This window comes from Pelatocladus sp., from assembly GCF_059505505.1.
Genome location: NZ_JCACKS010000003.1, coordinates 1 through 23,547, shown reverse-complemented (window position 1 = coordinate 23,547; position 23,547 = coordinate 1). Strand labels below are relative to the sequence as shown.

The 23,547-nt window shown below is 40.7% G+C and carries 20 protein-coding genes and 1 pseudogene; 11 read left to right on the top strand and 10 right to left on the bottom strand.

Features of this window, described 5'->3' with window-relative positions:
• Positions 1 to 45 precede the first annotated feature (45 nt).
• From AC5JMK_RS00260 to AC5JMK_RS00240, 5 genes and pseudogenes are all read right to left on the bottom strand, one after another.
• Positions 46 to 504: pseudogene (locus tag AC5JMK_RS00260) on the bottom strand (J domain-containing protein); the annotation flags it as partial.
• 109 nt (positions 505 to 613) lie between these two features.
• The gene (gene cysK, locus AC5JMK_RS00255; RefSeq protein ID WP_096677945.1) at positions 614 to 1,573 is read right to left on the bottom strand and encodes a cysteine synthase A; all 960 of its coding nucleotides are present in this window, start codon (positions 1,571 to 1,573) and stop codon (positions 614 to 616) included.
• Between the two features lie 84 nt (positions 1,574 to 1,657).
• On the bottom strand, positions 1,658 to 2,095 hold the full coding sequence (locus tag AC5JMK_RS00250; RefSeq protein ID WP_096677944.1) for an RrF2 family transcriptional regulator: 438 nt from the start codon (positions 2,093 to 2,095) through the stop codon (positions 1,658 to 1,660).
• Between the two features lie 194 nt (positions 2,096 to 2,289).
• On the bottom strand, positions 2,290 to 4,110 hold the full coding sequence (locus tag AC5JMK_RS00245) for an iron uptake porin (protein ID WP_096677943.1): 1,821 nt from the start codon (positions 4,108 to 4,110) through the stop codon (positions 2,290 to 2,292).
• 414 nt (positions 4,111 to 4,524) lie between these two features.
• Positions 4,525 to 4,806 carry a 4a-hydroxytetrahydrobiopterin dehydratase gene (locus AC5JMK_RS00240; protein WP_096677942.1) on the bottom strand — a complete coding sequence of 94 codons (282 nt, stop codon included), beginning with the start codon at positions 4,804 to 4,806 and terminating at the stop codon, positions 4,525 to 4,527.
• A gap of 976 nt (positions 4,807 to 5,782) precedes the next feature.
• On the opposite strand from AC5JMK_RS00240, the gene AC5JMK_RS00235 reads away from it, so the two are divergent.
• Positions 5,783 to 6,289 (top strand): hypothetical protein, encoded by a 507-nt coding sequence (locus AC5JMK_RS00235; RefSeq protein ID WP_495909117.1) that lies wholly within the window; start codon positions 5,783 to 5,785, stop codon positions 6,287 to 6,289.
• A 125-nt stretch (positions 6,290 to 6,414) separates the two neighbouring features.
• Here AC5JMK_RS00235 and AC5JMK_RS00230 read toward each other — a convergent pair whose 3' ends face one another.
• Positions 6,415 to 6,981 (bottom strand): NUDIX hydrolase, encoded by a 567-nt coding sequence (locus AC5JMK_RS00230; protein WP_096677940.1) that lies wholly within the window; start codon positions 6,979 to 6,981, stop codon positions 6,415 to 6,417.
• Positions 6,982 to 7,145: 164 nt separating this feature from the next.
• On the bottom strand, positions 7,146 to 7,649 hold the full coding sequence (folK, locus tag AC5JMK_RS00225; protein ID WP_096677939.1) for a 2-amino-4-hydroxy-6-hydroxymethyldihydropteridine diphosphokinase: 504 nt from the start codon (positions 7,647 to 7,649) through the stop codon (positions 7,146 to 7,148).
• Between the two features lie 245 nt (positions 7,650 to 7,894).
• On the opposite strand from folK, the gene AC5JMK_RS00220 reads away from it, so the two are divergent.
• Together AC5JMK_RS00220 and psb35 are read left to right on the top strand one after the other, a co-directional pair.
• Complete coding sequence (locus tag AC5JMK_RS00220; RefSeq protein WP_495909116.1) at positions 7,895 to 10,351, top strand: transglycosylase domain-containing protein; 2,457 nt, start codon at positions 7,895 to 7,897, stop codon at positions 10,349 to 10,351.
• A 179-nt stretch (positions 10,352 to 10,530) separates the two neighbouring features.
• Positions 10,531 to 10,740 carry a photosystem II assembly protein Psb35 gene (gene psb35, locus AC5JMK_RS00215; RefSeq protein ID WP_016859367.1) on the top strand — a complete coding sequence of 70 codons (210 nt, stop codon included), beginning with the start codon at positions 10,531 to 10,533 and terminating at the stop codon, positions 10,738 to 10,740.
• A 146-nt stretch (positions 10,741 to 10,886) separates the two neighbouring features.
• Here psb35 and AC5JMK_RS00210 read toward each other — a convergent pair whose 3' ends face one another.
• Positions 10,887 to 11,312, bottom strand: coding sequence for a tellurite resistance TerB family protein (locus AC5JMK_RS00210; protein ID WP_096677937.1), 426 nt, complete (start codon positions 11,310 to 11,312; stop codon positions 10,887 to 10,889).
• Positions 11,313 to 11,369: 57 nt separating this feature from the next.
• On the bottom strand, positions 11,370 to 12,821 hold the full coding sequence (locus tag AC5JMK_RS00205) for a 16S rRNA (cytosine(967)-C(5))-methyltransferase (protein WP_096677936.1): 1,452 nt from the start codon (positions 12,819 to 12,821) through the stop codon (positions 11,370 to 11,372).
• A gap of 635 nt (positions 12,822 to 13,456) precedes the next feature.
• Here AC5JMK_RS00205 and AC5JMK_RS00200 point away from each other — a divergent pair.
• A complete protein-coding gene (locus tag AC5JMK_RS00200; RefSeq protein WP_096677935.1) occupies positions 13,457 to 16,051 on the top strand; it encodes a M1 family metallopeptidase in 2,595 nt (864 codons plus the stop codon).
• A gap of 178 nt (positions 16,052 to 16,229) precedes the next feature.
• On the opposite strand, the gene AC5JMK_RS00195 is transcribed toward AC5JMK_RS00200, so the two are convergent.
• The gene (locus AC5JMK_RS00195) at positions 16,230 to 17,294 is read right to left on the bottom strand and encodes a mannose-1-phosphate guanylyltransferase (protein ID WP_495909115.1); all 1,065 of its coding nucleotides are present in this window, start codon (positions 17,292 to 17,294) and stop codon (positions 16,230 to 16,232) included.
• Between the two features lie 118 nt (positions 17,295 to 17,412).
• Between AC5JMK_RS00195 and AC5JMK_RS00190 the strand changes: the two genes are divergently transcribed.
• From AC5JMK_RS00190 to AC5JMK_RS00160, 7 genes are all read left to right on the top strand, one after another.
• The gene (locus tag AC5JMK_RS00190; RefSeq protein WP_096677933.1) at positions 17,413 to 18,852 is read left to right on the top strand and encodes an LCP family protein; all 1,440 of its coding nucleotides are present in this window, start codon (positions 17,413 to 17,415) and stop codon (positions 18,850 to 18,852) included.
• 195 nt (positions 18,853 to 19,047) lie between these two features.
• Positions 19,048 to 19,389: a hypothetical protein gene (locus AC5JMK_RS00185; protein WP_096677932.1), complete on the top strand. Its 342-nt coding sequence runs from the start codon at positions 19,048 to 19,050 to the stop codon at positions 19,387 to 19,389.
• A gap of 431 nt (positions 19,390 to 19,820) precedes the next feature.
• Entirely contained in the window at positions 19,821 to 21,440 is a 1,620-nt protein-coding gene (gene murJ / locus AC5JMK_RS00180; protein ID WP_096677931.1) for a murein biosynthesis integral membrane protein MurJ, read from the top strand.
• A gap of 259 nt (positions 21,441 to 21,699) precedes the next feature.
• Complete coding sequence (locus AC5JMK_RS00175; protein ID WP_096677930.1) at positions 21,700 to 22,068, top strand: Lin0512 family protein; 369 nt, start codon at positions 21,700 to 21,702, stop codon at positions 22,066 to 22,068.
• Positions 22,069 to 22,095: 27 nt separating this feature from the next.
• Positions 22,096 to 22,278: a DUF3598 family protein gene (locus tag AC5JMK_RS00170; RefSeq protein ID WP_495909114.1), complete on the top strand. Its 183-nt coding sequence runs from the start codon at positions 22,096 to 22,098 to the stop codon at positions 22,276 to 22,278.
• Between the two features lie 149 nt (positions 22,279 to 22,427).
• Complete coding sequence (locus tag AC5JMK_RS00165; protein ID WP_495909113.1) at positions 22,428 to 22,823, top strand: nuclear transport factor 2 family protein; 396 nt, start codon at positions 22,428 to 22,430, stop codon at positions 22,821 to 22,823.
• A gap of 108 nt (positions 22,824 to 22,931) precedes the next feature.
• Positions 22,932 to 23,270 (top strand): hypothetical protein, encoded by a 339-nt coding sequence (locus tag AC5JMK_RS00160; protein ID WP_096677928.1) that lies wholly within the window; start codon positions 22,932 to 22,934, stop codon positions 23,268 to 23,270.
• Positions 23,271 to 23,547 lie beyond the last annotated feature (277 nt).

The window sequence follows — 23,547 nt, the reverse complement described above, 5'->3', positions numbered from 1 at the left end:
CAAGGTAATGTCTCTGTTTTCCTTTCCTCAAATACTACTAGCTAGGCAGTTACAATAATCCTGAAAATCTTCTAAAAGCTCATCATCAAAAGGATCAGCTGCTAGTTTTTCAATTTGTGTTTTCAAAGAATAAAGAATGACATACGCTAGGCGACTAGTTGGTTGATAAACCTGACGTAGCCATTCTTCAATTTGATCATCAATGTCTCTTCCAGTTTGTCTTTTGGTTTGATATTGCTGTCCAGCAGCAGTGCTACGCTGTTGTCTGCTACTGGATTGTTGCTTAAGTTTGTTATGAATTCGTCGATCATAACTTTGGCGATTTTCGGCATCACCTAAGACTTCATATGCTGCATTAATACGGATGATTTGCTCGCTATCTGCCGTTTTTTGATTACTATCAGGATGATATTGCTTGACCAAGCGGCGGTAGGCTTGCTTAATCTCTGCTTGGCTAGCGTTAGGACTTACTTTAAGAGTTTCGTAGTGGTTATTATTTACCATTTAGAGAACATCCTGAAAGCCCCGTCACTACATAGTGCGGGGATGAAAGGTAGGTGAAAACTTGAGCTTACCTGCCTTCAAGATTTTAACAGTTTAACCAAGTACTCATTTAACTGTTACCGACTCTGGCTTCTACCAAGTCTTGAAACAATGGTGTACTTAAATACCTTTCCCCAAAACTGGGCTGAATCATCACAATTAAGCGTCCCTCGTTTTCTGGGCGTTGGGCGACACGAACTGCTGCATACAAAGCTGCACCACTAGAAATGCCAGAGAGTAACCCTTCTTCTCTAGCTAAACGCCGTCCATAGGCGATCGCTTCGTCATCACTGACAGTAATAATTTCGTCAATTAAATCTACCTTTAGTACTTGAGGCACAAATCCTGCACCAATCCCCTGAATTTTGTGCGCTCCGGGTTTTCCTCCCGATAAAACTGGACTGTTAGTTGGTTCAACTGCGATCGCTTTCAGAGTGGGTTTGCGTGCTTTGATCACCTCTGCTACACCCGTAATCGTACCACCAGTACCTATTCCAGCTATAACTATATCTACTTTACCTTCAGTATCTTCCCAGATTTCCTCTGCCGTTGTTGCTCTGTGAATTTTCGGATTCGCAGGGTTACGAAATTGCTGCAACATGTACGCATTGGGCAGTTTATCAACTATCTCTTGTGCTTGCCGAATCGCGCCACTCATACCTTCAATTCCTGGTGTCAGTTCAAGTTCTGCACCGTAAGCCCGCAACATTGCCCGTCGTTCAGCACTCATTGTCTCTGGCATTGTTAAAATCAATCGATAACCTTTAGCTGCTGCTACCATTGCTAAGGCTATCCCCGTATTACCAGAAGTGGGTTCTACTAATACAGTCTTACCAGGAATAATCAATCCTTCTTCTTCAGCAGCATTAATCATGCTGATCCCGATTCGGTCTTTCACCGATGCGGCTGGATTCATACTTTCTAACTTGACGATAATCTCGGCTACACAGCCTTCTGCTTGAGGAATACGGTTGAGCTGTACTAAAGGTGTACGTCCGATGAGTTCTGTGATATTACGAGCAATTCGCATTAGTTTATTTGTCCTCGGTCAATGGTCAATGGTGATCAATTGTCAATTGTCATTAGTACAAAACAAATGACTAATGACAAATGACTAAATGTAATACATAATATTCAACTGCCGTCGTGAATCGCGTTTTTCACAAAGATCGGCAAGTGTGTATTTATGTAAAACTGAGTTTGCTGCCTGACGTGCTTCTTGCCAAATTTCTTCTACAACAGCACCATCTACAGTTTTGGGCTTATCTTCTTCATGACTATGCACCTTATCTAAGCCTTCTACACATCCCAAAACTTCAAAAAGCGTGATTTTCCAAGGTTCTCGCGCCAACAAATAACCACCTTTTGATCCTCGTTGGCTTTTGATTAGACCCCCACGCCTCAAGATTGCTAGCAGTTGTTCTAAGTAGCGGTCAGGTATATTTTGTTGTGCTGCAATTTGACGAATTTGCAGGGGTTCTCCACTTTGATAACGAATTGCTAATTCTAACAAAGCAAGAATTGCGTATTCCGATTTACACGATAGTTCCACAGCTAAGAATGTGAAAGAAATGATCCCTTTACTTTTTTAGTATACTCCGGTTCTCCACTGGGGTTTGTTATTTTGATAATTAAAAATATAAAAAACCCCGCTCAAAGGCGGGGAAAAGTTTTGCTGTTGTTGATTGTTTATTGATTAGTGGGAAAAACCACCAATCAACTAGCAACTACTAACAAAAAACTAAATTAGAATGTGAAGGTTGTTCTGAGTGTACCGATAATCGCATCATCGTTATTGCTATCTTGACCAGGAGAAGTCACCCAGATCACACCAGGAGTGATGGAGATATTGTCGCTGACTTGATATTTGTAGAAGCCTTCAAAGTGGTATGGTACATCACCATCATCTACATTTGCAAATCTGTTGCGAGAATAGGGTTCAGCACCAGCCAGAATACCTAAAACGTTACCTTTCTTACCAAGGTCTGGGAAGGCTACTCCTAAAGCGTAGCTCCAAGCTTCAAAGTCATCACCAGAGCCGTTACCACTGACATCGTGGTAAGAAACGAAGCCACTTACAGAGAATCTATCGCTGGGTCTAAAGGCTGCTGACAAGCCGTAGGAATTGCTGGAAGACCCGTCTGTAGTACTCAAGGTATTGGCTTGACTAGTACCTACTACAGAACTATTTACAGAACCCGCATCAAACAGAGAACTGCCTGCACCATGATAGCCGTGAACGTAAGTAGCAGCTAATGCCAAGCGATCGCCTAAATTAAAGTTCAGCTGTCCGAGAGCGGCATAGTTACCGTCGAATATACCTGAACCATCAGTGGGATTACTAGCTTCAGATCCTAAGTAACCCACTGTGACTGAAGTTGGTAGAAGGAAAGTACGCTTGTTGCCAAAGCCGAAGTTCACTGCTGCACCAGCGCCACCACCAATACGGAAAATGGGGTTTTCCGAAGCAAAGGTAGACAACGCACCATTACCACCGTCATAGTCTTCAAAGTAAGGGTTAACGGTCGCAGCAACGTCACTCCAAATACCACCAGTCGCAGCAACATAAACTCTGGCATTATCACCCACTGGGAAGTAGTATGCCAACCAGTCTATATCGACGTCGTTGTTACCAGTATTACCAATGTTAAAGGTTTGCAGACCTTCAGCACCACCGTTCCCACCGATGTCTAATCTTTGAGCATTACCAGCAGCAAGACGGGTGTGTAATATGTCTCTACCAGTGAAACTGGTTTGTAAGTCTAAACGAACCCTATCTTGGAAGACGGTGTTGTTGTTATCGTTGTCACCAAAAGAATCAGTCAGAGCAAAGATTGCTTCACCAACTAACTTGGTTGTGGTTGAGAACTGGTTAGCTTCCAACTCAGCTGTACGTGCTTCTAATGCATCTACACGACCGCGTAAGGTTGCTAGTTCTGCGGAAAATTCTTCTTGTAAGCGCTGTAAGGTCGCCAAATCTTCTTTAGTTACCAAATCAGCTGTAGCTGTAGCGATTAATTCATTGACCCGATCCAAACAAGCATTCAAGCCTGCGGCGAATTCGTAGCGGGTCATGGGGCGGTTCCCACGATAAGTACCGTTGGGATAACCTGCAATACAGCCATAGCGCTCAACCAAGGACTGAAGTGCTTGAAATGCCCAGTCAGTTGGTTGTACGTCAGAAAACTGAGAAACCGATGTTACCTGCGATTGGGAATTAGCAACTTTCCCTTCGCTACCGTATTGGTTAACTTGGTCTAGGACGTTAACTTCTGTTTGCTGTACTTGCTGTACTTGCTGTACTTGAGCTAGCTGTGGTATCTGTGTTTGTTGTTGTACCTGAGCCAAGATATCTGATTGCTCGGTTGTTTGAGTTGGTACAACAGTTGTTTGGGTTGGTACAACAGAAGCAGAATTATTTTGCTGTTGTTGATTTGTAGATAAATCTGCTTTGACTACTTCAGGGGTAGCGCTGTTAGGGGCTGCGATCGCAGTTGTTGAAACCAACAGTGCGGCTCCTAAAACTGCTGGACTTACCACTAATGATTTCCACAAGATATTAGACATCTTCGTTGTTCTCCTCACACCTCGTTCTAAACATTTAATTTGCTGCAACTATTGCCAAACATGCAACTTCTCGTTGAAACCTGTGGATGAGGCATACTGCCCCAAAGACAATTTTAGTTTTTGCCAAGCTAAACAGTAAATTAAATTCCCTATAGATAACTTATATGTGATTAACCTATGCAAAAACATATCTTTATAGCTTGTCATTATAAAACATCTGAGAGAGAAGACAATACGTGAGAGTTCGCATATACAACTGTCACATTTGCCTCGCTTTTTCTTGAAATTTCAAGCATGATTCGTCATTTCTCTCATCAGAGCGATCGTCTCCTACAAAACCATACTCAGAATCTAGTTGTTAAAACTCACACAGGTTTGTTGTAATTTCTGAGTTTATTCACTAAGAGTTATTACTTAACTTATTTGAGAAATCTCCTTGGCTAATTCAAAATCTTTCCGTGTTAAACCACCTGCATCATGAGTCGTTAGTGTGATTCTAACTTTGTTATAAGAAATCTCTATATCTGGATGATGCCCTGCGGACTCAGCGGGTTCAACAAGTTTATTTACAAAGTCCATTGCCTGTAAAAAATCTTTAAACTGATACTGAGAGCGCAATTTTGATCCCTCTATTGTCCAGCCTGAGAGGTTGTTTGACAAATCTTGAACTTCTGCCTCTGTAAGTAACTGTGCCATATCATCCTCCCAATTTAATTAGTTAGTGATATTTTGCATCTCCAATGAGGCTGATATATAGTAACTGCTAGTCTAACTTTTGCCCTTTTACCAAGCCATAAATCTTAATTTATTATGACTTAGCAAGATGAAAAATAGTAGGCTTGAAGTAACTTAACTTTTTACTTTTTACGTACCTCAGCTAAAAGTTAGATGCTTTTGAGTTTTTTATATGAAGTATTTAGCTTTACTTCGACTCCATACTTGAGACGCACTTAATTGCGTGTGGTTCCCACGATTTGATACATATTTATAGTTTTTTATAATTTTTTTTAATTTAAACTTAGGTAAAACTTATAACTCAATCTAATTACCGTAAACCAGGAGAATATTTAGTTTCCTCCTCGCTTAAGCTTAGGGTGGGGTAAAAAATTTTTGTTTTATCTATGTCTAATGTACTCAAGATGAAACTGACTGAACTTTTGCGACAAGCTTTACGCACTGAATTCTAGTATACATACTTATACATAAAAACTATCCGCTCTTACTTTAGATCGGGTGATCTAGGTAAGAGCGGTCTAGTTGGGTCTTCAGGTTGCAACCTAACTGCCGGATGGAACTCCAAATCAGCTTTGCTGCTTGAGGTAAACTAGTCTCTCAATTAAGACTAAAGCTGACTTTTAGAGAACAGCCCCGGCACACAGCCGGCTTCCTGCAACCTGATGACCCATGCGTTTACTACTATCTGTCATGGGCATCACCTCCTTGTTGCCTAAGCGGTCGTAGTCTCAAAAAGGCAGAGCTTATTGCTCTGGGTTGTTTACAACTATATACATAATATAGCACAAGGTTAAATTATTGCTGTGATTAATCTAATTGAAAATAAATTTATGTCACCAGACCTGGTAATATCAGAAAAATTCAATGCTTTAATATCAATTTTTTTACTCACTTAGGGAGATACTTTGTGACAAGAATTTGTAAAATTTTCGTCACGTTGGCGATTTCTACTTTATCAACCTTCACAATTGCACATGCTTTGAACCCACAGTTTGCGATCGCCCAACCCGAAGAGGTAACTCCTCTTTCAAAATGTAGCAAATTTGTCACGGGTACATATCTGACAACAATCGTTGATGCGAATGGTAATTTTGCGTCTCGTGGAATGATTACACTTACGCAAGACGGTAACATTTTCGTTATTGACTCCAACCAAGGTGGTGTGAAGGATTCTTTCAATCCTTTCGGGGATACCCAGGGCGCTTATAAATGTACCGGGAACAGAGAAATTTCCGCCACAGGAATAAACTTTGGTTTTCCAGGAGACGACGGAGTTAACGATATTGCTCGCTCTGATATTGGTGCAACGTTCGATCAACAAACTCAGACAGTACAAGGAACAATTACGGTTCGTTCCTTCGCTTTAAACGCGAATCCACTCTCAGAAGAAGGTTCCGTGGTAGGGACGTTCCCGTTTACAGGGCAACGCGTCAACGCCAAATAAGCTAAATTAAGAGATTAGGTGATTTCCAGAATAAAAATTACCACACAACATCATTCCATCATAGGGGAAGAAGGGGCTGTTCGCCCTTCTAATCGGTAAGATTATTTTGAAAAATCACCTTAGCCTCAGAGCTCCTTTTTGTCGCCCAAAAGGAAATCGCGAACTAGGAAAAAGCTGGAAATCGATTTAGCATCTATAGGTTCACCTTGTAGAATTGCTTTCTCTAATTCTTGCGGAGTTAGTAAAACTGTTTCGATATCCTCATCTTCTTCTTGTGCTGGTGGTGTTTCGAGTTTTTCTAAATCTTGAGCCAAATAAGCGTAAATAATTTCATCAGAATACCCTGGAGCAAGAAAAAATTTTCCTAATGTTTGCCACTTGTGAGCGCGATAGCCTGTTTCTTCTTCGATTTCCCGCTTCACTGTATCCAAAGGGTCTTCATTTACTTCTACAGTTCCCGCAGGAAACTCTAACAACCTTCCCCCAACAGCAAAACGATACTGACGTACGAGAACGAGTTTACCTTCTGAGGTTATAGGTACAGCCAAAGCACCTCCAGGGTGACGAATACACTCCCATTCTCCTTCTGATTTGTTAGGCAAACGTAGGCGATTGACCTCAAAATTAAACTTACGTCCTCTGTAGAACAGAGATTGTTTTAGTAGCTGGGGTAATTCTCTACCTAATGGCATAATTTAAAGTTTTTGAGTCTAAAAATCACGATAAAAAGGATTTATGGGTTTTAGGAATTTTACACACTCATCTCGTCATAAAACCCTCGCTGGACATTGTGAAAATTCAGCGTCTTTAAGATCTGGCTCGTTAAGTTGTCTACAACTATTATCTTGGTGTAATATCATACATTTTTGAGTAAATGTACTTCAGAACAGTCTATATCTTTACTCAATTCCAGAATTGAGCGTCCGGAGATCGGCTCTACCCAATTTGGGGCAATTTCTGCTAACGGCACTAACACAAAAGCACGCTCCCGCATTCTAGGATGGGGAATTTGGAGTTTTGGCGTATCCAAAATTAAGTCATCATATAACAATAAATCCAAATCCAAAGTGCGAGGGTCCCAACGCTCTTTCCGGACACGTCCAAATTTTGTTTCTACTTCTAGCAAACTTGCCAATAATAAATATGGTGTAATTTTAACTTGGAGGATTACACAACCATTCAAATAATCTGGTTGTGGTGGTCCTACAGCTTTAGTTTGGTACCAATTGGATCTCTCTTCTAAAATAATACCTGGTATTTGCACCAAATTTTCTATAGCTGTTTCTAAAATTGTGTAGGAATCTCCAAGATTACTACCTAGAGCAATTGCAACACGTTTCCAGTCATCTTTTTTGGGCATTTTTTCTTGTCTCTGGCTGGGGTTTGCTGTGTGCAAATATTTTCAACTTTTTTGCTACTAAAAATATTACTGAACAGAAGGTATAAACTTCTGCAAAATTTTTATATTAATTTTAAAAAATATTATTTGTTATATAGTGAATTAAGCTAATAATTTATTAGGATACTGTACAAACACAAACGTTGTGTACCAATCTGAAAATTTCATGGTGGTTAGGTTGGAACTACTGGAAGTGAGGAGCTGACGTGGCGAAGTTTACCTCCTGGTTTAAAGAAAGAACAACAAAATCGAGTGAACCTCAAACAGAAAAATCTGGATCACCAGCAGGTGATCCCCAAGAAAATGAGGAATCCACAAATGAACAAAACCATGACGAGAACAGACCACTAACAAAACTAGAGCAAGCCAAGCAGATATTAACTCAAGTAGTTGCCAAGCTTCCTGGTAGTCATAAACCCCTATACCGTCGTTATTGGTTTTGGGCTGGCTTGGGTGTAAGCGGTGGAGTCGCTGCTATTTGTTATGGAGTGTGGTCAATAGACCAAACATTACCAGATAAAAACGAATTAAGTGCTGTCGTCAGAGAGCAAACACTAACCATCAAAGCTGCTGATGGGACAATTTTGCAACAGCAGGGAGAAGCAACTAGAGAACAGATAAAACTAGAGGAAATACCAGATAAACTCAAAAAAGCTTTTATCGCTTCAGAAGATAGAAGATTTTACAAGCACGATGGTATTGATGCCCAAGGAATTGTCAGAGCAGTTTTAAATAATTTGCGATCGCAAAACGTTGTAGAAGGTGGTAGCAGCATTACACAACAGCTAGCACGAATTCTCTTTCTCAAACAAGAACGGACAATCTGGCGTAAGCTCAAAGAAGCTCGTCTAGCACAAAAAATCGAAGACCAATTATCTAAAGATCAAATTTTAGAGCGTTATCTGAACCTAGTATATTTGGGTTCAGGAGCCTACGGTGTTGCAGATGCGGCGTCAGTGTACTTTAGTAAACCAGTGCATGAACTTACCTTGGGAGAAATGGCAACTATTGCTGCTTTACCTCCCGCCCCAAATGCTTTTTCACCCCAAGTGAATTTAGCATCTGCCCAACAGCGCCGGAATCTAGTTTTAGAAAGAATGTATGAAGACGGGTACATTACAACAATTGAAAGAGATATCGCAGTTGCCGAAAAATTAGCCGTTAGACCCAGTCCGCCCAAACGCTGGCAAGTAGAAGCACCCTATTTTATCAGTTATGTCCAGAAAGAATTACCGAAATATGTTTCACCAGAAGTTTTGAATGCAGGTGGTTTAACGGTGGAAACATCTCTCAACCTGTCTTGGCAAAAGTCAGCAGAAGAAGCCATTGATAAAACTTTACGTAACCAAGGTAGTTGGGAAGACTTTAAACAAGCTGCTTTAGTGGCGATTGATCCTCGGACTGGTGTTATTAAAGCCATGGTGGGGGGTAAAGACTTTGGTAAGAACCAGTTTAATCGAGTTACCCAGGCAAAACGGCAGCCAGGTTCGACTTTTAAAGGATTTGTGTATGCAACAGCTATTGCTACTGGAAAGAATCCATATGATGGTTATGAAGATGCACCCTTAATTGTGGATGGCTACGAGCCAAAAAACTTTAGTGAGAGTTTTCATGGTTGGATGAATATGAGAGATGCCCTCACCAAGTCAGTAAATATTATTGCGGTGAAGGTGTTGATGAATATTGGATTTGAGCCGACAATTAAACTTGCCCATGACATGGGAATTCAATCGGAACTCAAGTCGGTGTATTCTCTAGCTCTCGGCTCGAACGAAGTTAACTTATTAGAATTAACCAGTGCTTATGGTTCCTTTGCCACTCAGGGATTACACGTAGAACCCCACGGTATTACCCGGATTCTCAACCGCCAAGGTAAGGTGATCTGGAGAGATAATTTTCAACCCAAACGAGCCTTAGATACAGAAAGTGCCGCGATAATGACCTGGATGTTGCGTAATGTGGTCAATGAAGGTACTGGTGGTGCTGCCCAACTCAATGATCGGTCTGTTGCAGGTAAGACTGGTACTACCGATGAGGCTAGGGATTTGTGGTTTATTGGCTTTATACCCCAGTTAGTAACAGGTGTATGGTTGGGTAACGACGATAATAAACCAACTGGGGGTGGTAGTAGCACTGCTGCTTATACATGGCATGAATTCATGGAAAAAGCAACAGCAGGAATGCCAGTTGAAAAATTTCCCCAACGACCTAAACTAGAAGGTCGCAAAGGTACTATCAAAGCCCAACCCATTAAAGCTAAACGAATTATTAATCCTCCTGCACCTTCTGGTGATGAAAATTCTGATGATAGCGATCGCAGATCATCTCGCAGAAGAAGATACAGAAGAAACTATGAACAGCAGCAACAACAGCAGCAAGAACAAACCCCAAGACGACGCAGACGCCGCTATCGAGAACAGCAAGCAACTGACGACTCTAATTCTCAAAAAAGCTATCGACGTCGTTATCGTAATTCCGAATCTGTTGCAAATAATGAATCTGAATCTTCCTCATCCCAACCACGACGACGATATAGACAATATTCAAATTCTTCTGCGTCTGTAACTCCTCGATTACGATCTACCTCATCTGCTAGCAATTCTTCTATTTCTACACCTGCATCTTCTTGGCGAGAGAGACTCAAGCCAAGTTCCTCACAATGAGTTTGTCAGTGAACAGTTATCAGTTATCAAATTCGATTACTCACTGTTAACTGTTAACTGATTTGTGACCACTAACTATCACCAATCTCCTCCCTTCCCTCTGACTTGTGATGGATGTGGATGGTATGCTCTTTTTATAAGTTTTTAAGTAGTGTTACTTATTCTAGGAGATTATACTCATGAATTTATTAATGCAAACAGCAGCACAAGCAGCTAACGAACCTCATTTTCCCTTTGCTTTCACTGCGGTATATGTAGTAGGCTTTATTGCTGCTGTTACTATTGGTTCAATTGCTTGGTATAACTCCAAGCGTCCCGTGGGCTGGGAAGATAAAAATCGTCCTGACTTTGTCCCCAAGGTTGACAAAGATGAAACACCTGGTGTGTGAGCAAATTGTCATTGGTCATTGGTTATTAGTTAATTACAAATGACATAGACGCGCAAGCGGCTACCTACGGTAGGCGCGTAGCGACTTCTGGTAAGTAGCGCCACGCCGTGTCTACCCGCAGGGTAGGACAAATAACAAATGACAGCTTAATTTTGAATTTCAACCCAACGACGGTAAAGCTTTTGAATTTGTTTGAGAAGGGCGTTTAATCCGGCTTGGGTTGATTGCTCTTGGTTAGATAATTGTTGTAATGTCGTCAGCAGTTTTGCTTCTTCTATTGCTACTTCATCGTCAGTGTAAATTAAACCACTGATGGCTTGAATCAAGCTTTGACAATCTTCCATACTCGGATGCTCACCCAGATATTCTTTTACCCAGCCGTAGCATTCGATTGGCATGACAGGAACTAACTCATATAATAGGGGCTTGATATCTGGATCATTAGCTACCCCCTTCTCTTGGGCTATTTGATGCAGATATTGCCTTTCTTCCGGTTGGATTTTACCATCGATCCAGGCCGCCCCAATCAGAATTTTAACTAAGTTTTTTACATTACTGGAGTTCACTGACATCACAGCCTCCTATAGTTCACTCTGCCCTCTTTGAAATCTTACAACCGCTAACAGTATTCACCCTGAATCATTGGTTTTTCTTAAACGAACCATGAAAAAGCCATCCATATCATGTTGATGGGGTAATACTTTCAACCAGTCTTGTGACGTGGAATACCCTGAAAAACATATATCTTGGCTCGAATTCTCTATTTTCCAATCTGGGTTTTCTGCTAGGAATGACTCAATTACGGCTTCATTTTCGGCTGGATGCAATGTACAGGTAGCATAAATTAATATTCCTCCTACCTTGACAAAAGTACTTGTATGTGAAATAAGTTCTTTTTGTAGTACTGAAAGTTCTTGTACAGACTCTGGTGTTTGTCGCCAACGTGCATCAGCGTGACGATGTAGAGTACCCAAACCAGAACAAGGTGCATCTAATAAGACACTATGAGCAGAGTTGTGAAATTGAGGTAAATTGCGGCTGTCATCAACGCAAATCTCTATAGACTTGAGATTAAGTCGTTGAATGTTTTGTCTGAGTTTCCGCATTCGAGAAGGAGTGCGATCGCACGCCCAAATTTTTCCAGTATCCTGCATTAACTCAGCAATATGAGTAGTTTTACCACCAGGTGCAGCACAAGCATCGATCACTACTTCTTTTGGTTGGGGATCAAGGAAATGACCAACCAATTGAGCGCTACTATCTTGGATACTCCACCAACCCTCACTGAAACCAGGAAGATTTTGAATTTGACCTGGGTGACTAAGTAATCTTAAAGCTTGTGGTAGATGGGGAAGACGTTGACAGGAAACACCAACTGCTTGCAATGCTGTTTCTACTGTTTTTAAATCAGATCGCAGTGGATTCACCCGCAGATCAATTGTTGGGGTTTGGTTCATCCACATACACAGTTTCTCTGTTTCGGTAACACCAAATTGATCTATCCAAACTTGAATAATCCAGTCTGGAAAACTGTGTAAAATACCCAAACGTTCTACAGGATTTTCTGGTAGCTGTAAAAAAGACGCGATCAGTATTTCATTTGTGTTACCCGTGTCCCCTTGTCCCCCTTGTCCCCCCCCTTCCTCTACCAAGCGAATAAATTGGCGCAATAAACCATTTACAAAACCAGCCAGCCCAGCAAAACCATTTTCCTTGGCTAATTCCACGGTAGTATTAACAGCAGCACTAGGAGGAATTCGTTCTTGATATAGCAACTGATATAAGCCTAGATGCAGAATTGTGTAGAGGTCTTTTGGTTGCTGATGAGGCTTTTTTGTGGCCAGTTGATTGATGATGGTATCGAGAGTACGCTGTCTTCTAGTGCAGCCATAGACTAATTCTGTCACTAAACGGCGATCGCTGAGTCTGTTTGCACCAATTTCACCATCTGTTATATCTGCTTTGGGCAATACTCGATCTAATGCTACATCAGCATAAGCTCCCTTGTGGACTTCTCGCAATGCCACAAAAGCTAGTTGGCGGGGTGAAATATTTTGGTTTTTGGATTTTTGATGTTGCAATGTGATTCCGATGATCTGATATAAAATTATTAGGCTGTTAAAAAATTAAATACTTTTAAATTAATTTCTACCTCTACCCTCAGCACAAAACAGACACAGGGCAAATAATTCTTTCATCTTTACCCTTTGGTTTTTTGCTACATACTGTGGCTCTCACCTTATCACAAAATCAAAACTTAATGTTTTGATCTTAAGCACTTTATATTCTACTATTATATTTTTATGAATTTGTCATCAAGACATTTACAAGATTTCATTTGGGGTGCTTAGTTTTTTTGTTTTTATCTACTTTGTTTACTTAGTTTTACTGGTTTAATTAGTAAATAACATCACTTAGATTGTAAATAAAACCGAAACTCACACACAATCATGAAGATAATTTTTGAGAATTTTTCTATTCTTCACCGAAAAAAATTAATATTAATATATAGTAACAAGCTATCCTAAAGCTATACAAATAGCCTTAGAGTATTTTTACTCAATGAAAACCACATAGAGCATAGGACACTCTTAACTAAATGACAACAAGGAGTATTAAGAGTCGATTTGGGAAAAGTGTACTATGTAGCAAAATTTCATTTTTTGTTAGCTAAATCCGTTAATAGTTATCAGGATTAAAAGGTCAGTAGGCATCAATGTCTTATTATTTTTTTGATACAGAAAATCATCACTACAAATCTTTTGAGTTACCAGGGGCAAAACCACACTATAACCCTGATCGCCCCGGACAGGTTGAACATATTTTTCTAGATCTCGATTTAGATATTTCTAACCAAAGCGTTCAAGGTCAGTGCAATATTACTTTATTACCTATCCGTAATGGTATTGACCGTTTGATATTAGATGCTGTTAATTTGAACATCGAATCAGTATTAGTGGATGAAGTTAGCCAGAAGTTTGATTACGACGGTCAAAAATTGTCGGTTCAACTGCATTCACCGACTATAGCCAATAAACGAGTTGCGATCGCGATCGCCTACTCTGTCCAAAAACCCCAAAGAGGGATCTACTTCATCCAACCAGAAAAACATTATCCCCACAAACCTACCCAGGTTTGGACACAGGGCGAAGATGAAGACTCACGCTTCTGGTTTCCTTGCTTTGACTACCCAGGACAATTGTCTACTTCCGAAATTCGCGTTCGTGTTCCCAAGTCCCTAATTGCTATTTCCAACGGTGAACTCATTGCTACAGAAGAAGATGGCGACCAGAAAATATACCACTGGTCGCAACAACAAATTCATCCTACCTACTTGATGACATTAGCTGTAGGTGATTTTGCGGAAATTCGCGATGAGTGGAATGGTAAACCTGTCACTTATTATGTAGAAAAAGGACGAGAAGCATACGCCAAACGTAGTATGGGCAAAACTCCGCGCATGATGGAGTTTTTAAGCGAAAAATATGGCTATACTTACGCCTACCCCAAGTATGCTCAAGTCTGCGTTGATGATTTCATCTTTGGTGGTATGGAAAACACTTCCACCACACTGTTGACAGATAGATGTTTGCTGGATGCTAAAGCAGCATTAGATAACCGCAACACAGAAAGTTTAGTAGTCCACGAACTGGCACATCAATGGTTTGGTGACTTGGTTGTCATCAAGCACTGGTCTCATGCTTGGGTAAAAGAGGGTATGGCTTCTTACTCTGAGGTAATGTGGACAGAGCATGAATATGGTGCAGATGAAGCAGCCTATTACCGCTTGGGAGAAGCCCGCAGCTATCTAGCAGAAGATAGTGGCCGCTATCGCCGCCCGATGGTGACACACGTTTACCGAGAAGCGATCGAACTTTATGATCGCCATATTTATGAAAAAGGGTCTTGTGTGTATCACATGATTCGTACGGAATTGGGCGATGAAATGTTTTGGCAAGCGATGCAGACATTTGTCCAAGATAATGCCCATAAAACCGTAGAAACAATAGATTTATTGCGGGCGATCGAAAAAGCAAGTGGACGTAATCTTTTATTCTTGTTTGACCAGTATGTTTACCGTGGTGGACACCCTGATTTTAAAGTAGCTTACTCCTGGGATGGTGATGCTAACTTGGTTAAAATCACAGTTACTCAAACTCAAGCAGCATCTGAACGTAATGGCAGTAATAGTAATTTATTTGACCTGCGAGTTCCCATTGGTTTTGGGTATGCTGAAAATGGTGCGCCTGCTGAGTTAAAAATTTTCAAGGTACGGGTTCACGAACGCGAACAAACTTTTTATTTTCCACTGCAAGAGAAACCCTTATTTATCAGCTTTGATGTTGGCAATAATTTCTTGAAAACAGTTTCCTTGGAGTACCCAGTACCAGAATTAAAAGCACAGTTAGAATTTGATCCTAATTCAACTTCACGTATTTACGCAGCTGAAGCCTTGGCGAAAAAAGGAGGATTGGAAGTCCTCAAAGCACTAGAAACAGCACTGCAAAAAGATCCTTTTTGGGGTGTGCGCGTAGAAGTAGCTGCTCAATTAGCAGAAATCAAGTTAGATCAAGCTTTTGATGCTTTACTGCTAGGGTTAAAAGATGAAAATTCATACGTGCGTAGAGCTGTAGTAGAAGCACTAGCGAAAATTAAAACCCACGCCAGCTATAAGGCTGTCAAAGAAGTAGTTGAGGATGGAGATTCTAGCTATTATGTAGAAGCAGCAGCAGCTCGCGCCGTTGGGACAATTGCAGCTGCTAGTTTAGAAGAAAAACCCAAAGAAGAAAAAGTTTTGAAACTGCTAAAAACAGTTTTAGAAGAAAAAGCTGGTTGGAATGAAGTGGTACGCAGTGGGGCGATCGCTGGTTTAGCCAAGCTCAAAACTTCCGAAGCAGCCTTAAATCTAATTTTGGAATACACTAAAGCGGGTGTCCCTCAGCCCTTGCGTTTGGCGGCAATTCGGGCATTAGGTACAGTTTCTGTTGGTCAAACTCCTGCTAATGTAGAACGAATCTTAGACCATTTGGCAGAACTTGCTAAAGAAAGATTCTTTTTAACTCAAGTAGCAGTTTTGACAGCCTTGGGACATACGGAAACTCCCAAAGCTATCAGTATCTTGCAATCTCTTAGCGATCAAACAGCAGACGGACGGGTACGTCGCTACGCTGAAGAAGAAATTGCCAAAGTGCAAAAAAGTATTGGTACAGACAGCGCAGTTAAACAACTACGCGAGGAACTCGATCAACTCAAACAACAAAACCAAGAACTCAGAAGTCGTCTGGAAAATTTAGAAGCGAAAGCGAAGTAGTTGTTTGTTGGCGATTGCTTGTTATTGATTGATGGTTTGTTATTGAGGTACTTCAATATCGTTTTGAGGTACTTCAATATCGTGTTGAGGTTAATCTACAGTGAAGGCGATCGCACTACAATTTAACTAATTCGGCAGAATTCCCCATCCCTATAGGGTGGGGAGAGTTGGAAACCTATTACAACAATTCTGTAAATCGGGGATCGCTTTGCAAAGTTTTGAGGATTTGCTTAATTTCTTGAGTACGGTCTTTTTTGACAACAAGAGTCACATTGCGATCGCGTACAATAACTACATCTTCTAGACCAATCGTGACTATAACATCATCTGCATTGCTAGCATAAACAATAGCACCCTGTGTATCTAACCCTACGTGAGTACATAGTTCCACATTTGGGTTATCTGCTTTTTTTAATAAACGTTCGATCGCATTCCAATCACCTAAATCATCCCAGCCAAAATCTACTGGTAAGACATGTGTCAAATTCGTTTTTTCCATGAGAGCATAGTCTATACTCTTCTTAGGTAACTGGGGATAGATATCAGGACCGTGCTGTATCAACGGTTCAATAATTTCTGGAGCGTGGATTTGTAGTTCCTTGAGAACAACACCCGCCCGAAAAATAAACATCCCGCTATTCCAGCTAAAACGTCCCGTAGCTAGAAAATTTTCTGCCGTTTGACGGTCAGGCTTTTCAGTAAAGCGGTTCACATGATAAGCTGGCAAGTCATTAAAGCAACCAATCTGTTCGCCTTGTTCTATGTAACCGTAGCCAGTTGATGGAAAGGTGGGCTTGATCCCCAGCGTGACAATCGCTGCTGTGTTTGCTGCTAGTTCAATTGCTGCGTTGATTGTACTTGCAAAAGATTCTTGGTTAGCAATCCAGTGGTCAGCAGGAAAAAAGCCGATAATAGCGTCATCTCCGTAACGCTTTTTGATTTCCAAGCTTGTCCAAGCGACTGCGGCGGCTGTGTCCCTTCCCTGAGATTCGACTAGCAAGTTATCCTGTGGCAGTTCGGGTAGTTGTTCTTTAACTCCTTGAGCTATTTGACTAGAAGTAATGACCAATAAGCGATCCCAACCGCCAGCTAGTGGTAGCAGTCGATCAGCCGTTGCTTGTAGGAGACTTCTAGATCTGCCATCTAGGCTTAAAAATTGTTTGGGTCGATTTTGGCGACTGAGGGGCCAAAAACGCTCACCTTTACCACCAGCAAGAATTACTGGGAACAATGCTTGAGTCATGTTGTCATAGAAACTTACTTAATAACACTACTAAGTGTACTGTGGTGTTCGTCACTGGCAAGATTTGTTGCTTCGATTAACATTAGGTTTAGGGAGTGGATGAGTGGGGAGATAGTTTGTGGTTAAACAAGTAGCACAGATCAAAAATCAGGGTAAATCTCAACAAGGACAAAAATCAACTGATGAGGCAAACCCACAGCAAAAAACGAATATCTCATCTGAGTTTGTAGAATCTGTCGGTTCCATACCCAGCCAACTTTATCAGAGGTTGGGTTTGGCAATGCCTCGGTGGCTATTTTGGTTTTTGACAATAGTTGTAGGGTTCACACTCTCAGGATTATTAGTATCGACTTTAGCGCTTTGGACTCCGCTCTGGAGCGACATAGATCGAACGGATGAAGAATTAGGGATGGGCGGGCCAGACGTAGAAAAAACACCATTACCAGGGGAGATTTGGAGCAACATTTCTCAATACAAGCTCACACGCCCAATGAATATACTGATCATGGGTATCGAACCAGTCCGGGGTAGTGTTGATGGTTCACCAGAAAGTTATGCTGCGAGCAGCGATACGATGTTGTTGGTGAGACTAAACCCAGAAAATAATACCATACGGGTGCTGTCGATTCCTAGAGATACTATGATTGCGATCCCAGAATCAAAGGGATTGACTAAGGTATCCCAAGCTAACGCCCAAGGGGGCCCGGTGTTGGCGGCGCGGGTTGTCAGTCGTACTCTGAGTAATGCACCGATTGATCGCTACATTCGTATGTCTACTAGCGGGTTACGGCAGTTGGTGGATCAGTTGGGCGGAGTAGAGGTGTTTGTTCCCGAACCGATGCAATACAAAGACTCTGCTGCTAAGTTTTCTATTAATTTAGTCAGTGGCTGGCAAACTCTCAACGGTGAACAGGCTGAAGAGTTTGTGCGTTACCGCGATAGTAATCTGGGGGATCTCAACAGAATACAGCGACAGCAAACATTGTTAATGGGTTTACGCGAACGCTTGTTTAGTCCAACGGTTTTACCTAGATTGCCACAGTTAGTTCACATTATGCGTAAGTACTTTGACACTAACCTGAAAGTTGAAGAGATGATGGCACTAGTCAACTTCTCTTTGAACATGGAGCGGGATAATTTTCAGATGACCTTGCTACCAGGTATTTTCAGTCGTTTAAGTGCAGATCCTGATAGTTATTGGTTGAATCTAACTGGAAAAGTTGACTTGCTCAATAATTATACAGGAGTAAATATAGGTGGTCTCAAACCAGATACGCGATCGCTGCCTAGCCTCAAAATTGCGATTCAAAATGCTTCCAATCAACCCCAACTAACTAGCAAGGTGATCAATTCTCTCAAGAGCAAAGGCTTTAAAAAAGTTTATGCTATCTCAGATTGGACTGACGGGCATAGTGAAACTAAAATTATTGCCCAAAAAGGTAATCGCCAAGCCGCAGAACAACTGCAAAAAATCTTGGGTTTGGGAACAATTGAAGTCTCAGCAACAGGTGACTTAGAATCTGATCTCACTATTAGAATTGGGAAAGATTGGAAGTAGTCATTAGACATCTCCAAAAATTAATTAGGGCTTGCCTGAAATCCTTGTAGAGATGTAGCAATGCTACGTCTCTACATTCATTTTCACGCCTATGTCTATTACTTTGGCTTATATGTTGTTCTAAAGTTTCTACTATTGAAGCCTCAATTCCTTTATTTGGGCAATATAGGCTTAGTACAAGTCACCATTTAAATAATGAGATTTTTATTCAAGTTGATTGGTTTAGCATTACTGCTAGCCGGAGTTTACTTTCTCGGTCAAAATATTTACTTCACCACCAATGTATATCCCTATTGGTGGCGTGGTATAGCTGCTGATGCTTCTATACTCTGTCTGACTTCTGGAATTCTTATGTTATTTGTCCTACCCCGTCAGGAGAAGGCTTTAGGTTGGGTGGTACTGGGAATAGGGATTGTTCTCATTTTTCTCAGTAGCCGCGCTATCCTCAACCCTACAAGTCTCTGGCAGTTTTGCCTTTCAATGGCTTGTTTTGTCGGGGGATATCAATTGTTGACTACAGGTCGCCTCAATATTTAAACTCACACGAAAGCTTTTATTTGAAGAAAACCCAGAAGTTCACACCTACGTAGAGGAACAAGAGAATGGCGAAGACTAGCGATGCAATAAAAATAATTGATCAGCTGACTAGCAGCGGACAAAGGACTATTTTTATGAAAAATACTTTGCTGCGCTTTTTAGGGTTGATGTTGATTTTGGCTCTTGCCTTTTTATGGATCATGCTAGATGCTAAACCAGCGATCGCTCATTAAATGAAATTCATAGTCGTTAGTTAGTGGTTATTTGTGAATGGATCTAGCAAATAACCACTATTTTTTTACCATAACCCTTGTAGAGACGTAGCAATGCTACGTCTCTACTATTTTTTCAAAATCGCCCTGACAAACCACCAGATTTCCGGTTAAATGTTCAAGAGATAGGGCTATCTGTATAATTGTCGGGTACTGGGTGTGACAGAAGAACAAAAAGTTTCTCGTTCCTTGGCTGGAATTGCTGGTATTATTGCCGCCGCGACTTTAATTAGTAAGGTATTTGGGTTAGTTCGTCAGCAAGTGATTGCTGCTGCTTTTGGTTTGGGACCTGCGGCTGATGCTTTTAATTATGCCTACACGATTCCTGGTTTTCTACTGATTTTGTTAGGGGGAATTAACGGGCCTTTTTACAGTGCTGTTGTCAGTGTTTTAGCTAAACGTAAGAAAGAAGAAGCAGCACCTCTAGTAGAAACTATTACAACGTTAGTAGGTGGAGTGCTGTTAATCGCATCAATTTTCTTTGTGATTTTTGCACCTACTTTTATAGACCTATTTGCACCTGGTTTAAAAGTACCAGGAAAAGAATTAATCAGAGCGATCGCCATTAATCAACTGCAAATTATGGCACCGATGGCTGTCTTAGCTGGTCTAATAGGTATCGGTTTTGGCGTTCTCAATGCTGCTAATCAATATTGGCTACCTTCAATTAGTCCTTTATTTTCTAGCGTTACGGTTGTTGTTGGTCTTGGTGTTCTCACTTGGCAACTTGGTAGTAAAATTAGCACACCTGAATATGCCATGTTAGGTGGAATGGTTTTAGCAGGGAGTGTTTTGGTAGGTGCGTTTTTACAGTGGATAGTACAAGTCATCGCCCAAGCCAAAGCGGGTATGGGTAAATTCCGGTTGCGATTTGATTTTCATCAGCCTGGAGTCAGTGATGTGATGAGAATCATGCTACCAGCAACTTTTTCGTCAGGAATGCTGCAAATTAACCTGTACACAGATTTGTTTTTTGCTTCTTTGATTCCTTTTACAGGGGTTGCTGCTGCTTTGTCTAACGCTGGGTTACTTGTACAGACACCTTTGGGAATTATTTCTAATGTGATTTTGGTTCCCCTGTTACCAATGTTTGCCCGACTTGCTGCTCCTGAACATTGGGATGAGCTAAAATTACGCATTCGTCAAGGATTGTTACTTTCTGCTTTTACGATGCTGCCTTTAGGCGCATTAATGATCACTTTAGCAGTGCCAATTGTGCGAGTCGTGTACGAACGCGGTGCTTTTAAAGGTACGGACTCACAACTGGTAGCTTCTTTGCTAATTGCGAATGGAATTGGGATGTTTGTCTATTTGGCGCGTGATGTCTTAGTACGGGTGTTTTATGCTTTGGGCGACGGTGCAACACCCTTTCGGATCAGCATGATAAATATTTTCCTGAATGCTTTGTTAGATTTTCTTTTAATTAAATCTTTTGGTGCTGCTGGTTTAGTATTGGCAACTGTGGGAGTAAATTGCAGTTCTGTGTTGATGCTCTTTTTCTTGCTTAACCGGAGGCTGAATGGCTTACCTTTACAAGAATGGTGTTTACCGATATTCGGTTTGACTGCTGGTAGCATTGTCGCTGGTATAGCTAGTTTTGCGACTCTTCAAGTTTTACAGCAATTTTTAGGTGTAGATGGTTTGTTGATTCAATTAATGCAGTTAATTATATCTGGCTTAGTTGGTTTAGGTGTTTTTGGTGCGATCGCTGCTTGGATGAAGTTACCAGAAGTCAATATTTTTGTTTTTCGTCTGCGTCAACGATTTTTGAAGAGGTAGGTGTTAACAGAGAACGGGGAACGGGGAACAGAAAAACAATGTGTGTAATTAATTTGTCTAACTAACTAAAACAAAAAACCCCGATGTGAAACACCGAGGCAACCATGAGGAATCCAAATGTCGAGAGGAGATAAGAGAATTAATAAAAATTAACTTATGTATATAAATGTAAAGCACTTTGTTACAAATAGTCAACATGACTTAACAAAACAATAGTAAATAAATGTGATAAGTAAATCTTATAAGTGTGAATAGAACTATGACACGTAAACGATTGATTATCGAAATGGGAATGGGGATAGATCAGCATGGACAAGATCCAACAGTAGCAGCAGCCAGGGCTGTGAGAAATGCGATCGCCAACAATGCTTTACCTGGTGTTTGGGAAGTAGCAGGCTTGAGCCATCCCAATGAGATGATTGTAGAAGTGCAAGTTGCAGTACCCTATCCCGAACAAGTTCGCCAACAAGAGGTACTAGCAGTACTACCTTTTGGTCGTAAATCCTTGAGTGTTGAGCTTGGGGGAATGGTCGTCCAAGGAAAAGCTATCCCTGAACTCGATGATAAAAATGACGAAATGTTGATAGCTGTCGCTGCGGTTACAGTTCTAGTTGAAAATGAAGAATGAGTAATTAAAGCACTCACAACAAAATTCATGAGTACAGACAACACAGCAGCACAACTACAAAATTGGGATAATTTTTGTCGATATCATGTCAATAGAGATTGGTATGGCATTTGGACAAGATACTCTGCTGATGGACAAATCATAGAGAGTTTTCATTGTATTAGAAGCTTTAAAAATAGTGCCGATGGTAATCAAATATATCAAGATTAACCCCAGTTTACTACTACGCGCTATTCGCAATTATGACAGTTGTGATTTTAGTAATTTTACACTACAAACATTTATTGCTGCTAAATAAATGTTTATTTATTTGCGAATAATTATTATATTTAGTGAATATTTTAACGTTATAGTCCAATATGAATACGATTTCACAAGAAGCGATCGCCACTTTAATTGCTAACTATTTTGCCAATATTTCTGCCATGAATGCTGAAGGCTTGATTGAAAATTTCGCAGAAGATGCTATTAGTTATGACCCAGTTGGAGAACCACCTGCAAAAATTCATGAAAATTTTGCTGTATTTATCAACCAGTTAAAAACAGTATTTAAGAAATTAGAAGCAACAACTGAGCATATTTTTATTGCAGGTAATGAAGCAGCAGTTAAGTGGACTATGCAAGGAATAACTAAAAATGACAAATCAGTGACATTTGCAGGAATAACAGTGTTTGAAATTAACAATTTTGGCAAAATTCAAACAACACGTGCTTATTGGAATCCAGCGCTAATGCTTGCACAGCTGCGTTCTTAGAGATAAGCGATCGCTCATTTGCTGCTATGCGCTAAACTAGAGGCATCGGGGTAGGAGTCTCATCAAAGTAAATCCCACAAATAATTACTATTGACCACTCCAGGAACGATGTCTCGCGAAAATAACGAATCACTTCAACTTCAGGAAATCAACAAACTCAAGCCAGTACACTTTGCGGACTTAATTAGAGCTGCACAATTAATTTTTGATCCTGCTACAGGTGTGTCTGGAATATATAGAAAAGTTGATTGGAAAGAATTTGGTATCCCTGACGATGTTACAGAAAACCTCAAAGCTCTCGGTCAGGAATATCGATATGCATCTCCTCATGTCTCTCCTGAAATTATTTGGAGTAAATTAACCCCAGCAACTCGAATTTGGTTTTTTAAGAACAGAAATGATTTATGGCAATTTGAGGAATTTTTTCCTGCTCTTGATGAGGATTAGCAGTGATTTTTGCTGGTGGTTGATTATTAAGTGAATGTACAGACGTGCTATTACATGTCTGTACATTGGTTAGTTGTTAGTAGTTAGTGTCTAGCATAACTAATCAGTAGCAAATATGTAAAGTAGTGAAGAGCAAAAGTGTAAACTACTAAATTCTCTAACCTCTAGTCTCTAATCTTTAAATCCCTCTCTTCACAGGGTATTGCTAGAAATTATCTGTATTTGGGGTACAGCCGGGATACGTGCAAAATGGGACACGTTGTAAAGTTTTGTAAAG